This is a genomic window from Palleronia sediminis (assembly GCF_004358695.1).
GTDB classification, from domain to species: Bacteria; Pseudomonadota; Alphaproteobacteria; order Rhodobacterales; family Rhodobacteraceae; genus Palleronia; species Palleronia sediminis.
This window is the reverse complement of the sequence record NZ_SNAA01000001.1, coordinates 12925-26683: the sequence shown is the minus strand read 5'-3', so window position 1 is coordinate 26683 and position 13759 is coordinate 12925. Positions and strand designations below refer to the sequence as shown.

The following is a 13759-nucleotide window of genomic DNA, read 5'->3' as shown; positions in this document are numbered from 1 at the left end:
GCTCGACGCCACCATCAATAATACTCCCGAATGTAGCCGTAGGCCCGCTCGAAAAGCTCTGCGTCCTGGTGGAGCTTGTACTTGAAGAGCGTCTGACGAAGTGCCTTCTTCACCTCACGCTCACCGGCGTGAGTGGCTTGCCATCCATCGAAGCGCACGGCGCGGACGATCTCGTCGATGTCGTCCACGACACGCTTCACCATGATCGGCGTCTCTCCGTTCTTCGCCTCTTCGAACAGCTCAGTGAGGGCCGCCTTGCCCCGGTCGATGTCTTCCTCGACCGGGGTCTCGCGTTCCATCTTCACGACGTCCTTGGCAAGCGCGAGTAGCTCTTTCAGGAAGTCGATGCTGAGCAGGAGCCCCTGCTGGTGACGGTTCTTGAGGTCCTCCAGGCGCTCGGCCAGCGCCTTGTATTTCGGGTTCCCGGCGTGCTTGCGCAGCCGCCCCGTTAGCTTGACCGAGATCTCCTTGGCTTTCTTCTCGGGGTCTGGGTTGCCGAGAACGGCCTCGAGCAGCTCCGCGTCCATCACCAGGGTGTCGAGATCGTCTCGCACGGCGTCGACGTGGACGTTCTCGTGGATCAGCTCGATGGTCTTGGCGCCCAGCCGGTGCCAGAGCAGCCGCCCAGTGCCGGTAGACGGCTTGAGCGACTCGTAGACCTGCGCCAGCCAGCGATAGTCCTTCTCGTGGGGCGTCAGCACCGGGTCCGGCGATAGCGCCTCCCAGATGCGGCTGAGGACGCTGAAATCCGATGCGAAGGCGTCACGACGCTCGTCGTTCGGCAGGCAGTCCTGTGCCGCGATGAGGCCCTCATAGCCGGTTAGGGTGCGGTCCACGCCAGCGAAGTACACGAGGCACTTCTGGATCGCCGACGGCAGCATCGCGGCCAGTTCGGCGATGTTGGACACCGCCTTCTGGACGCCCTTCTCGTCGAACTTCAGCGCCTGCGCGACGTCGTCGAAGATGCCGAGGTAGTCGACGATCAGCCCGTGCGTCTTCTGCTCGCCGTAGGGGCGGTTCGTCCGGCAGATCGCCTGCAGCAGCGTGTGGTCGCGCAGCGGCTTGTCCAGGTACATCGTCTGCAGGATCGGGGCGTCGAAGCCGGTCAGCAACTTCGACGTCACGATGATGATCTTCAGCGGGTCCTTCGGGTCTCGGAACCGGTCGAGAAGCTTTTCCTCGGCATCCCTGTCGCGCCGGTAGGCGGCATATTCTTCTTCGCCGCTGTTGACCGACATGACGATGTCGGAGGTTTCCGGCGGCAGGTGCTTGTCGAGTTCCCGCTTGTATAGGAGGCAGCTCTCGCGGTCGAAGGTCACCACCTGAGCCCCGAACCCGTTCGGCTGCACCTTCGCCTGGAAGTGCTGCGCGATGTCGGCGCAGATGGCGCTGATGCGCTCCGGCGCCTTCACCAGGATCGACATCTTCGCGGCGGCGCGGCCGAGCTTGTCCCTGTCCTCGTCCGTGAGGCCCTCAGTCAGCTCGGCGTAGGCTGCCTCGATCGCCTGCTGGTCGATGTGCAGGTCCACTAGCCGCGGCTCGAAGTGCAGTTCTTTGGTCGCGCCGTCGCGGATCGAGTCGTTGAGCCCGTAGCGGCTCATGTAGCCGTTCTCGTCGATCTCTGCGCCGAAGGCGTAGAAGGTGTTGCGGTCGGCGCGGTTGATCGGGGTGCCGGTCAGGCCGAAAAGGAACGCGTTCGGCAGCGCCTCGCGCATCTGGCGTCCCAGGTCGCCTTCCTGCGTGCGGTGCGCCTCATCGACCATGACGATGACGTTGTCGCGGTCGTTCAGCACGCCGTCCGCCTCGGCGAACTTGTGGATCGTGGTAATGACGACTTTGCGCACGTCCTTGGCCAGCAGCTCGGACAGCTCCTTGCGGCTGTCGGTGCGCACCAGGTTGGCCATGTCAGCGGCATAGAAGGTGCCGGCGATCTGGCTGTCGAGGTCGATGCGGTCGACCACCACCAGCACCGTCGGGTTCTTCAGTGCCGGGTGCAGGCGCAGCTTGCGGGCGGCGAACAGCATCAGGAGCGACTTGCCGGAGCCTTGGAAGTGCCAGATCAGACCCTTGCGCACCTGACCGGCGACGACGCGCTCGACGATCCTGTTGACGCCTTCGACCTGCTGATAGCGGGCGATGATCTTGATGCGCTGCTTGCCCTTGTGCGTCGCGAAGGCGGTGAAATTGGCGAGCAGGTCCAGCACCACCGCCGGCCGCAGCATCGCGTTGACAGCCTTCTCGACCTCGCCCATCGACTGCGGACCGTCAGCGTCCGTCCGCCACGGGCCCCAAAGATCGACGGGCATGCGGACGGAGCCGTATCGGTACTCCTTGCCCTCGGTGGCGACCGAGAAGACGTTTGGCACGAACAGTTCCGGCACGTTCTGCTCGTAGTCGTCATGGACCTGGAGCGCGGCGTCGAGCCAGCTCTGGCTGGAGCGGACCGGCGTTTTGGCTTCGATCAGGACGAGCGGCAGGCCGTTGACAAGCAGCACCAGATCGGCGCGCTTCTCGGTCTTGCCGGCGTGGAAGGTGAACTGCTGGGTGACGACGAAGCTGTTCTGCTCGATGTCGTCGAAGTCGATCAGGCGGATGGTGACATGCTGGCCGTCCGCGCCGAAGGGCATGGAGCGTTCGCCGAGCATCCAGGCGACGAATTCCTCGTTCGCCTTCACCAGCCCGTCCGAGCGCGCGCTCATGACGATGGCGCGCAGGCGGTAGAGCACGTCGTCCACGCGGGACGGGTTGGCGGCGATGTCGGGGTTCAGGTGGATCAGGGCGTCGCGCAGATAGGGCTCGACCAATGCCTCCTGCGACTGGCGCGGAAGGTCGGTGGGGCCGACGAAATGCCAGCCGAGGCCGGAGATCGCGCCGCCCTGCCGGGCGAGGCCGGGCGTGACTGTGGGTGAATTGGTGCTGCCCGCGAGGCGGTCACGGATGAAGGCTTCGACGGTGTTGGCCTCGTTGAAAGACATCAAACACCCTCCGCTATTGCTGCCAAACCTCTCATGTAGAGGGCTTGAGCCTCTTTCACCCGGGCTTCTGCATTCAGCATTGCGCTATGGATTCTCGCAATATTTCGGGAGGCCTCTTTTTGCTCATTGATACTGAGAAGCGGAATCGGGCTCTCTCGAAGGTCGATCAAGTGAATGTGCTTGAGGGCCGAGCCGGAAACACGAGAGGCAATATGTCGCTTAAAGAGACTTGATTCGAAGTAGAACCTGAGAAACCACGGATCGAGCAGATCACGTTTTGGCTTCACCAGTGCAACAGATACAAAGATGCTGAAATCTGTTTCGGTTTCGATGACACGGGAGACGCCAAGTGTACCATCCTTTGAAATAAGGACGTCACCTTTTTCGGGATGAGCGCGCGATATAAAACTAAGGTGATCTTCCTTGGTCACAAATCGAGTATCCGAAAAGTCAATTCCCGACCCACGCGTGAGGTTTTCAACAGTAAGAAATGGTATCCCGCTCTCAACATATTTCGGTGTGTGGTGAACGCCGTCTACAATCTTTGTGCTGAGGCTTTTTAGGCTCGCAACACGATAGCCTTCTCTACTGGCCGAGCGTCCAAAGACGTCGTCCACGGCGGAATAAAACACTGTCTGCGCTGCGTCTGCCTGCGCGACCAATGCGTCCACGTTCGCTTGCATTGCGCGCATCAAGTCAAGAGCACGCGCTTGCTCCTGGATCGGCGGCAGCAGAAATTCCTCTTTTGCCAGTGCCTTCCAATTGATCGACGGCGAGAGCGAGCCGACCGAGATACTGAGCGCCCGCTCCATGAACAGATCACTCTGCATGAAGAAGGGCAGGAATTCAGGCAGCACGGTTTCTGGCTTGGCCCGCAGCACCATGGCGTGCGCCGAGCAGATCCCCTCGAAATCCGCCACTGCCACCTTGCGCTGATAGACCCGGCGCTTGCCGAAGATGATGTCGCCTGGCTTGAACAGCAGCTTGGTGGACTCGACCTCGCTGGTGTCGCCCCACCGGCGGATGCGCAGGCTGTCGGGATCGAGGTGTTCCAGGCCGACGTAGCGGTCCACGTCGGCCTCATCCGGCATGACCCGGTCGTTGATCTGATCCGCCAGTTGATCGAAGCGGTAAGAGACGAGTTTCGTGGGGCGCTCAAGCATCGGCGTCCTCCGCCGGGGCAAGCCCGTCGAGCATGTCGACCAGCCCATCCATGCCGGTCCAGAACTCGCGCCCCTCGGCATCGAAGGCGCCCCAGGCCGCCGCGAGCGTTATGGCATCCTCTGCCGCCACTACTGGCTTCTGTTTCTTCACGTAGCGCGCGATAGACAGGTTCGCCTCGGCCGCCAGGACGTCGGCCGTGCTGACCACGGCGGCGAAGCCGGGTGCGTCCTCGAATGCCTTATAGGCCGCCAGGACGCGCGCCTGATGCGCGTCGCGCAGGAAGCTCTGCGCCCGCTCGCGCGCGATCTCGGCCACCGCGTCGATGAACAGGATGCGTCCCTGCCGTTCAGCCGGCTTGCGGCTGCGGCAGACGATGACGCAAGCCTCCATCGGCGAGTTGTAGAAGAGCCCCGGCCCGAGCCCGAGCACGCATTCCACCAGATCGGCCTCGATCAGCTTGCGCCGCATCTCGGCCTCTTCGTTGCGGAAGAGCACGCCATGCGGAAACAGGATCGCGCAGCGCCCGGTCTCGGGGTCCATGCTTTGCAGGATGTGCTGGAAGAAGGCGTAGTCCGCTCGCCCCTGCGGTGGGGTGCCGAGGAAGTTGCGCCCCCAGACATCCTTCTCCCACGCGCCGCGGTTCCATTTCTTGATGGAGTACGGCGGATTGGCGAGGACCACGTCGAAGGTGCGCAGTGCGTCGCCTTCCGCGAAGGCGGGGGCGGCCAGCGTGTTGCCGCTGGAGATCTGGAAGTCCGACACGCCGTGGATGACGAGGTTCATCCGGGCGATGGCGGCGGTGATGGTGATGAGCTCCTGCCCGTAAAGGCCCATGGTGCGCGTCTCGCCGCCGCGCCGTTTCACCTCGGCGAGGCAAGAGATCAGCATGCCCCCGGTGCCGCAGGTCGGGTCATAGATGCTTTCGCCCGATTTCGGCTGCAGCATCTGCGCCATAAGGTGGACCAGCGTGCGGTTGGTGTAGAACTCCTGCGCCGTGTGGCCGCTGTCGTCAGCGAACTTCTTGATGAGGTATTCGTAGCCGTTGCCAAGCTCGTCCTCGGGCACGGCGGCGAGCGTCAGATCGTGCTTCGAGCAGTGCTCGATCAGGTTCTTGAGCGTGGCGTCGGGCATCTGGCCCTTGTCGGTCCACGGCGCGTTGCCGAAGACGCCCTGCAGCCGCTCGGGGTTGGCCGCCTCGATAGCGAGGAAGGCCGAGAGGAGCGCCCGCCCGACATCCTTGGGCGCGCTGCGCACGTCGTTCCAGTGCGCCTCCTCGGGGATGACGAAGCGGTCGTTCGCGGTGGCGGTCGCGTAGCCCTCGTCGCCGGTTTCGTCGAGCGCCTCCTGGTAATCCTCGTCCCAGACGTCGGAGAGGCGTTTGAAGAACATCAGCGGGAAGATGTACTGCTTGTAGTCACTGGCATCGACGAGGCCGCGGAGCAGCGTCGCGGCGCCCCAGAGATAGCTTTCGAGCTCGCGCTGGGAGAGGTGGTCGGTCATTGCAGCCAGCCTCCCTCGGTCAGCACCTTGCGCAGGTGATCCTCGGCCGCACGCGCATCGGCGAGAGCTGTCTTGAAGGCATCAACAGCCTCGGGCAGCGGAGGGATGTCCTCGCCGATGGGCGGCAGCACGTAGCGGGAGATGTTGAGCGTCCAGCCTTCCTTGTTGATCTCGTCGATGGTGGTGACCTTGGCGCGATCCTCGACATCCTCGAAGGCGCGGTACCAGGCGACGATCTGGTCGCTGTGCTCCTGGTCGAGGAAGTTCTGCGCGCGGCCTTTGCGGAACAGGCTTGAGGCATCGATGATCAGGACCTTCTTCTTGCGCTCGGCCGGCTTCTTGCGCCGAAGCACGACCACGCAGCCGGCAAGCTGTGTGCCGTAGAACAGGTTCGGCGCCAGGCCGATGACGGCCTCGATCATGTCGTTCTCGAGGAGCGCCTTACGGATGGTCCCCTCCGCCGACTTCCGGAACAGGGCGCCCTGCGGCAGGACGACGGCCATCCTGCTGTTTCCGGTCGGCGCCATCGACGAAATCATGTGCTGGACGAAGGCATAATCGCCGTAGCTTTCTGGCGGGATCCCGTATTGGGCGCGTCCCCACGGGTCGGCCTCCCAGAGCTCGCGCCCCCATTCCTTCAGCGAGAACGGTGGGTTCGCAATGACGCAGTCGAAGGTGGCGATGCCGCTGGTGCTCGAGTCCGTGAAGGCGGGGCTGCGAAGCGTATCTTCGCGGGCGATCTGGAAGTCCTCGATCCCGTGCAGGACCAGGTTCATGCGCGCGATGGCGGACGTGGTGAGGTTCTTCTCCTGACCGTAGATCTTGCCATAGAAGGTCCGCGGATCGCCGCCCATACGCATGACATGTTCGATCGCGCCAAGCAGCATGCCGCCCGTTCCGCAGGCGGGGTCATAGATGCTTTCGCCCTCCTGGGGATGGAGTATCTCGACCATCATCCGTACGACGCTGCGCGGGGTGTAGAACTCGCCGGCCTTGTTGCGGCGGGTGACGTCGGCGAATTTTCCGATCAGGTACTCGTAGGCGTCACCGAGGACATCCGTGCTGACCGCCTGGTTGCCGAGCCCGATGTCCGAGAACCCCTCGATCAGATCCTTGAGCAACTCGTCCGAGAACTTCTCCTTGTTGCCCCAGTCGGCGGTGCCGAAAACGCGGAACAGCGTGTCTGGGTTGGCCCGCTCAATCTCCTGCATCGCGTGGTGAAGCGCGGCCCCGACATTCGTCGCGGTCTCGCGAACGTCATTCCAGTGGCAACCTTCGGGGACGACGAAGCGATGGATCTCGGGGAACAGCGAGGGATCCGTCTCGCCATAGATCTCCTGCGCCTCGGCTCTCTCTTCCTCCCAAACATCGGAGATGCGTTTGAAGAACAAGAGTGGGAGGATGTATCCTTTCCAATCAGTTCTATCGACGGCTGAGCCCCGCAGCGTATTGGCTGCATCCCAGAGTGCCGATCGCAACTCATTAGAAGTCTCGGCCGGCTCCGGCCTCTCGGATGCAGACGCATCGCTCATGCTGACGGGTCTTCCATCTGAAAGTTGTCAAGAATCGCGTGGGCCTCTGAGGCAATGTAATCGATTTCTTGCTCACCAATTCTTGGTCGGCATTCCCCTTGATACCAATCTTCGATCATGCCGGTTCTTCTGCTTCGTCTTCTAGATTTCTCAAAGATCGATGAGAATCGAGAAGGAGAAATTCCCGAAAAATGTGCAAATTCAACCTTTCCTTCTTCGTGTTCACCAATGGAAACTAAGTCGCCATAAAGAAGCTCAGTGCGACTCTTTGGGTATGGTTCAATAAAAATCACTCTCGCTATGCCGCATCCAATGATGTGCTTGGCGCAATTATGGCAAGGAAAGGTGGTCACATAAAGGGTGGCACCTCGAACCGAGCGGCCAAGTCGTGCAGCGTCGCTGATCGCATTCATCTCGGCATGAATCATGCGGCCATATTCGGTGATTTCACCTATCATGGAGTCGTTAATTGCGTCGTTCAGATCTTCATCTTTAAGGATATCGCCAGGTTCCTTTCCGCCTGCGAGCAAGTCATGGTCTGATAGCGTCTTCAGAAAATCATAGATAATGCGGCTCGTTTCTTCCTTGTTGGCCTCACCTCCCTTGTCGATGTCGCGCTTCTTGTTGACGTCCTCGTCCCAGTAGTTACCGCCTCCGGGCTTGGGTACTTCATTACAGCCGATGGTGATAACGTCGCCGTCGCTGCTAAGAATGGCGGCGCCAACTTGACGAGACAGATCCACAGATCGCAATGAAGCAGATTTGGCTAGGTAGCTGCCAAATTCGTCTTTGGTCGGAGCGGCATTGTTGCGCCCAAAAAGGGCGTTGATAAATCTGACGCAGGTAGCCGAGGTAAAGTCCTCGTCTTTAGCGTCGATGAACGCATCTGCTAGGTGAAATATCTTTGTCAGCCTCTGACCGTAATCGTCCTCGTCTTCATTTTCATCTTGTCGGATAAGCTTTTTGGCCTCCGCCTCGCGGTCTTCCGGCTTCAGGCCTGGATTCTCCCTGCCAAGTCTCGCTGTTAGATTGGATATTCTGTCCTGCCGATCTTGAGTTACAGATACTTGAATGAATGCAGGGCCATATATTTTTCGCATCAATTGAATTTCTTCAGGTCTCTTGAACTGCCTGACGATATATGCGACGCTATCTAAGCGCACTTCCTCCAGAGTAGCGTTCTCTGGAGGTATAATTCCCGCTTCGGAAGCAATTTCGGCTCTCTGCTCCCGGATTTTAGTAATGGCATACGCTGCGAGTATGCCGTTTTTTGAGTAGAGACGTCGAACTTCATTGCCCGACGCAATCTTCTCTGCCAATGAGCTCAGAGCAGGACGCGCTTCCTTTTTCTCCTCGAGTAGATCGGCGATGCCTTCGGAGAGGCTTATGTGTATTGCCTTGTAGTCGACTTGTTTCAGCGCTGCAGCAATCGCTTTCTCGACAATTGTAATGTCGCAACCAATTGGGCCAACAAGGCCGATTACTAACTCTGGTCTCATGTTTTCGGCCTCGGCCCTGCGCGATCCAACGTGTTTGCGTTGGATCTGAGGTTGTGAGAGATGCAGAAGGAACTTGCGGTGAATCATCAAGTGATTCAAGGTGTAGTCATAAGCAGGCGGAGGAAGACAAGATGCAGGCCAAGCAAGCTCAGGGTGGCACAGCTGTTCTCTCGAAGGCACCAAAGGGCCAGAAGATCCAAGCCAAACCTCTGCAGCAGCGCATCGCCGACGTGAAGGTTGCTGTCAGCAACCAGTCGTCTGCAACACGCGCGAATCTATCCGGTCGCTTCAAGGTAAGCTGATCTAAGTATCAGATTTCGTTGTACTAATTCTGTGATTTTGGCGCTCCCATTCCAACGGAAATGGTTTCAGCACCTGCGAGAGCGTCACCTCCGGCCCCTGCTTCCCGTCCAGGATCGCCTCCACTATGTCGGGCGAAAGCAGCGTCAGGCGCAGGACGCGGGTCATGTAAGACGGCGCAATCCCCTCGCGCTCGGCCAGGTCGGCGATGGTGGCGAACTCCCCAGACTCCAGCATCCTCCTCCAGCGGAACGCGCGGGCCAGCGCCTTGACCAGCGTAGTGTCGGTCCGCCTCGGCTGCACGGCGCCGTCCGGCAACTTCACCTCCTTTCTACCGCCGCGCTTCACGATGCGGAACGGGACATGCAGCGTCACGGTGTCCGGGATCGGTGTCCTGCTGGTCATGCTGCCGCCTCGGTGCCGCCTGCAAGCATCTCGCGAGCAAGGCCACTGAGGCCGTCGACGCGCAGTCGGACATTCAGGCCCTCGGTGCCGATGTCCACGCGCTCGACCAGCAGCGCCACGATCCGCGCCTGTTCGGCCGGGAAGAGTTCGTCCCACAGCGGGTCCAGTTGCTGCAGGGCCGCGCAGGCGTCGGCCTCGGTGATGTCGTCGGCGTGGGCGCGCGCCGCCTTCCATGTCCCCGCCACGATCTCCGGCTGGCGGAACACGGCGCGCAGCTGCTCGATGACGGCGGCCTCGATCTCGCCCGCGGGCACGCGTCCCACGGGGCATAACCCGGCGCCGTGCTTCAACACCGTCTGGCTCACATAGTAGCGGTAGAGCCTGTCGCCCTTGCGGGTATGCGTCGGCGAGAAGGCCGCGTCATCGGGACCGAACAGCAGCCCCTTCAGCAGCGCGGGCGTCTCGGCGCGGGTGCGGGCGGCTCGCTTGCGCGGGCTTTCCTGCAAGATGGCGTGGACGCGGTCCCACGTCTCGCGGTCGATGATCGCGTCGTGCTCTCCGGGGTAGCTGTCGCCCTTGTGGACCGCCTCGCCGATGTAGGCGCGGTTGCTGAGCATCCGATAGACGTACTTCTTGTCGATCCTGTTCCCGCGCGAGGTGCGGATGCCGCGCGCGCCGACCTCCCGCGCCAGTTCCGTGCCCGACCCGATCTCGAGGAAGCGCGCGAAGATCCAGCGGACGTGCGCGGCGGCTTCCTCGTCCACCAGCAGTTTGCGGTTTTCCACCCGGTAGCCGTAGGGCGGCACGCCCCCCATCCATATCCCCTTCTTGCGGCTGGCGGCGACCTTGTCGCGGATGCGCTCTGCGGTGACCTCCCTCTCGAACTGGGCGAAGGAGAGCAGGATGTTCAGCGTCAGCCGTCCCATCGACGTGGTCGTGTTGAAGCTTTGCGTCACCGAGACGAACGTCACGCCGTTCCGGTCGAACACCTCGACCAGCTTGGCGAAGTCCGCCAGCGAGCGGCTGAGGCGGTCGATCTTGTAGACCACGACGACATCGACAAGCCCGTCCTCGATGTCTTCCAGCAGCCGCTGGAGGCCGGGGCGATCCAGCGTGCCGCCGGAGATGCCGCCATCGTCATACTGATCACGCACCAGCACCCAGCCCACGGAGCGCTGACTGGCGATGAACGCCTCGCAGGCCTCGCGCTGGGCGTGGAGCGAGTTGAACTCCTGCTCCAGCCCTTCCTCGGAGGATTTCCGAGTGTAGATCGCGCAGCGCAGTTTCCGGACCATTCCTGATTTCGCGGGGGCCTTCGTCATGTCCTGCCCCGCCGGTTTTTCAGCCCGAAGAACACCCAGCCGTTCCAGCGCGTGCCCGTGATGGCGCGCGCGATGGCAGACAGCGACTGGTAGGGCCGTCCCTGCCATTCGAAGCCGTCCGCGGTGACAGTGACGATGTACTCGACACCTTGCCACTCGCGCAGCAGCCGCGTGCCGGTGATGGGGCGGTCACGGTCGAGGCGCGTGCCGCGCTTCTTCTTGTCACCGCCGTCGAGTTCCTCGCCCAACCGTTCCAGCCGCCGGATCGTCTCGGGCTTCAGGCCACCATAGGCCAGCTCCTGGATGCGATAGGCCAGCCGGCTCTCCAGGTAGCGTCGGTTGAACGGCGGCGGCTCGCTATCGAACAGATCGCGCCAATGCGCCTTCAGTTCCGGCGTCGTGGCGGTCTTCAGCGCAGCCAGGCGCGCGGGGATGGGATCGGGCTTGTTCATGCATTTCTCCGATGAGTTGGAGCTGCATGACGGCATCGGTCGGCCGGAGAGTGTAGGCGAATTTCTCCAGGCTCGTCAGAAGGTTCGCCGCGCTCGCGCAGCCGCAACCGGACCAGCCCCAGCGCCAGCAGACCGCACAGTTCGGCGCGGCGTTCAGCGGGTGTCATCCGGTCGGGTGGCAGCGGGTTTGAACCCCGCTGAGGATTTTTCGGCGCGTTTCGCATGGGGGAAACGCTACCCGCGCACCCTCTGAAAACAATCGGATTCAAAGGCTTATGGGATTTCCGCGTAAGCCTGCGCAGAGGATGGGAACCGGCGGAGCCTCAGTGACGTATCGCCGGCGCGACCTGGGCATCGGTGTCGAGAACCAGCGCCGATCTCCAGAGCGGCGTCTTCATAAACACCGCCTCTTCGAACCGATAGCTGGCCGTGCCGCGTTCCTGCTGCAACAGGCCAGCCCAGCAGAGCGGGCGCAGGACCTGGATGTAGAGCTGGCCCATCACCTCGTCGTAGTGCGGGAGCGGGCCAGTCTCGGGCTCGCCGAACAGCACGCGGCGGAGGTGGGCGCCGGTGGCGCCGTCCTCGGTCTCGACGTTGAGCACGTTCAGGAACACGTCCCAGTTGCCCAGGATCGGCGCATCGTCGAACCGCGACATGTTGGCGTGGTTGATCCGGAACAGGAAGAACGGGACGACCGTGCCGAAAATCCGGCCGGGATGGCCCGCCAGCGCCTGGCCGGTCTTGGTCAGGCGGAACTCACCCTTGTAGTGCCGCCCTAGCTTCATCGCGATCATCAGGTCGTGCAGCACCATGAGCGGGGCGAAGTCCGGCTCGTTCAGAACCTTGTTGACGGCGAAGAGGTCCGCCTCGGTGTGGCCAGGCCAGTCGAACTTGGCCGCGGCCCAATGCACGAACACCCGCTTGAAGGTCTTGGACGGCGTCAGTGGGACGCCGCTATGCTCGCCGATCCAGGCGAAGGTCTTCTCGATCCCGCGCACCAGCGGCGAGAACGCCAGCGCCGGATCGGCATCATCGACCTCGCGGAACGCAATCACCTCAGATCTCCCGCGCGAACCAACGGATGCGGCCGACGATGTGGATCTCGTCGGCCGTTCTTTCGTATTCGGGGTAGTGCTTGTTGTCGGAGATGACGCGCACTGCGGGCGGGTCGCTGTTGGGGATGTGCTCGAGCCGCTTGGCGACAAGTCCCATCCCGTCGTCCAGCACGAAGATGCCCGGTGGGTTGGGCGCGCGGCGGGTCATGTCGACCAGCACCGCGTCGCCGCTGATGAGCGTCGGCGCCATGCTGTCGCCCTCCACATGCATGATGCGCAGCTGCGACGGGGTGGCCTTGAGGCTGTTTCGGATCCAGGAGCGGCGGAAATGATAGACCCGGCCGGGCGTGTCGCCGTCCTCGGTCACGACGGCGCCGCCGCCCATCGCGGGGCGCGGGGTGGCGTGGGCGATGGCAACGAAGGCGTCGTCAGGATTGTCCAGGAAGGGGGGCTTCCCCTCCACCTCACCGATGCCATGGATCAGCCAGTCGCGATCCACCTTCAGCACGCGGGCGACCTCGGCCAGCCGGTCTATGCCAGGGCGCGTCGAGCGTCCGCGGAGGATGTCATAGACGAAGGAGCGGTTCACGCCGGCCATCTCGGCGACGTGGGCGGGGCTGATGCCGAGCTGGTTGGCCCGGGCCCTGAGGCGGTCGGAAAGCGTGTGGTGCTCGGTCATGTCATCCCCACCCAACTGTGGATGAAATAGGATGAAATCGGATTGATCGGAGCCCGTCAAGCGAATAAGAACAGAAGGTAAACATCTTACACGGGAATCGGCGCGGAGGGCAGTGAATGCATATCGACAAATCGTACTTCACGCTCCCCGAGATCCTCGAGCGGTGGCAGATCACGGAAGCGGACCTGATCTACCTCGCCGAGAACGACAAGCTGCGTCTGTCGGTGCGCGTGTTCAGCGCGCCCATGGAGTTCGGCGACATCGAGGAGGACGACCGAGGCGAGACCTATAGGGTGCCGTGGGAGCAGAGCTACTACAGCGGTCTGCTCGATCTCCACGCCCGCGATGTGTTTCAGCTTTTCCGGTGCGGTGAGGTTCATCTCGCGAGTTTTCGGACGCCGAAGGCCGACTACGCGACGACCTGGGGCGATGCGCAGCCCGTCCTCGTCATGATCGGCGACCTCCTTCTAAGGCGCGATGAACGCGACCGTTTCGAGATCGAGACCGGATTCTCGCCGGGCGGGCAGCCGATGGAGGAGGCGACCTTCATCCACTCGGTCGATTACTTCGAAGTCCGCTGCAACGGATGCCGGTTCAAGCTGGGCCCGATCCAGGCGGAAGTCGTGCGCGCGCTGCACGAAACGGCGCAGGCCGGCGCGCCCTGGCAGAACGGCAAGGCGATCCTGTCGCGCGCCGGCTCGAAGAGCCTGCGCATGGCCGACGTCTTCAAGTCGCAGAAGGACTGGCGGCATCTGATCCGCTCCGACCGGCGTGGCGGCTACCGTCTGAATCTCTACTGACCGATCTCGTTTCGCCCGTTTTCCTGTGGGATCGGGAGGGGGACGAGTGAGGGATGGTGGGGGATGACGGCGCCCG

Annotated in this window: 12 protein-coding genes; 2 read left to right on the top strand and 10 right to left on the bottom strand. The window is 62.3% G+C overall.

Features of this window, described 5'->3' with window-relative positions:
- Positions 1-14 precede the first annotated feature (14 nt).
- Genes E2L08_RS00145 through E2L08_RS00125 form a run of 5 tightly spaced genes read right to left on the bottom strand, consistent with a single transcriptional unit; the run spans position 15 to position 8757 of the window.
- Positions 15-2975, bottom strand: coding sequence for a type I restriction endonuclease subunit R (locus E2L08_RS00145; RefSeq protein WP_133395041.1), 2961 nt, complete (start codon positions 2973-2975; stop codon positions 15-17).
- Positions 2975-4138 carry a restriction endonuclease subunit S gene (locus E2L08_RS00140; protein WP_133395040.1) on the bottom strand — a complete coding sequence of 388 codons (1164 nt, stop codon included), beginning with the start codon at positions 4136-4138 and terminating at the stop codon, positions 2975-2977. Before E2L08_RS00140 ends, E2L08_RS00145 begins: the two co-directional genes overlap by 1 nt.
- Positions 4131-5639 carry a type I restriction-modification system subunit M gene (locus E2L08_RS00135; RefSeq protein WP_133395039.1) on the bottom strand — a complete coding sequence of 503 codons (1509 nt, stop codon included), beginning with the start codon at positions 5637-5639 and terminating at the stop codon, positions 4131-4133. Before E2L08_RS00135 ends, E2L08_RS00140 begins: the two co-directional genes overlap by 8 nt.
- On the bottom strand, positions 5636-7171 hold the full coding sequence (locus tag E2L08_RS00130) for a type I restriction-modification system subunit M (RefSeq protein ID WP_133395038.1): 1536 nt from the start codon (positions 7169-7171) through the stop codon (positions 5636-5638). Before E2L08_RS00130 ends, E2L08_RS00135 begins: the two co-directional genes overlap by 4 nt.
- The gene (locus tag E2L08_RS00125) at positions 7168-8757 is read right to left on the bottom strand and encodes an anti-phage dCTP deaminase (protein WP_133395037.1); all 1590 of its coding nucleotides are present in this window, start codon (positions 8755-8757) and stop codon (positions 7168-7170) included. Before E2L08_RS00125 ends, E2L08_RS00130 begins: the two co-directional genes overlap by 4 nt.
- A 44-nt stretch (positions 8758-8801) precedes the next feature.
- Between E2L08_RS00125 and E2L08_RS16900 the strand changes: the two genes are divergently transcribed.
- Entirely contained in the window at positions 8802-8972 is a 171-nt protein-coding gene (locus E2L08_RS16900) for a hypothetical protein (protein WP_168771004.1), read from the top strand.
- Position 8973: 1 nt separating this feature from the next.
- On the opposite strand, the gene E2L08_RS00120 is transcribed toward E2L08_RS16900, so the two are convergent.
- The 5 genes from E2L08_RS00120 to E2L08_RS00095 all read right to left on the bottom strand — a co-directional run bounded on the left by E2L08_RS00120 (position 8974) and on the right by E2L08_RS00095 (position 12883).
- Entirely contained in the window at positions 8974-9375 is a 402-nt protein-coding gene (locus tag E2L08_RS00120) for a hypothetical protein (RefSeq protein ID WP_133395036.1), read from the bottom strand.
- Positions 9372-10697, bottom strand: coding sequence for a recombinase family protein (locus tag E2L08_RS00115; protein WP_133395035.1), 1326 nt, complete (start codon positions 10695-10697; stop codon positions 9372-9374). Before E2L08_RS00115 ends, E2L08_RS00120 begins: the two co-directional genes overlap by 4 nt.
- Positions 10694-11149, bottom strand: coding sequence for a DUF2924 domain-containing protein (locus E2L08_RS00110; RefSeq protein WP_133395034.1), 456 nt, complete (start codon positions 11147-11149; stop codon positions 10694-10696). Before E2L08_RS00110 ends, E2L08_RS00115 begins: the two co-directional genes overlap by 4 nt.
- Positions 11150-11472: 323 nt before the next feature.
- A complete protein-coding gene (locus E2L08_RS00100) occupies positions 11473-12204 on the bottom strand; it encodes a hypothetical protein (RefSeq protein WP_133395032.1) in 732 nt (243 codons plus the stop codon).
- Position 12205: 1 nt separating this feature from the next.
- The gene (locus E2L08_RS00095; protein ID WP_133395031.1) at positions 12206-12883 is read right to left on the bottom strand and encodes a LexA family transcriptional regulator; all 678 of its coding nucleotides are present in this window, start codon (positions 12881-12883) and stop codon (positions 12206-12208) included.
- 116 nt (positions 12884-12999) lie between these two features.
- Between E2L08_RS00095 and E2L08_RS00090 the strand changes: the two genes are divergently transcribed.
- The gene (locus E2L08_RS00090; RefSeq protein ID WP_133395030.1) at positions 13000-13683 is read left to right on the top strand and encodes a hypothetical protein; all 684 of its coding nucleotides are present in this window, start codon (positions 13000-13002) and stop codon (positions 13681-13683) included.
- Positions 13684-13759: the final 76 nt, after the last annotated feature.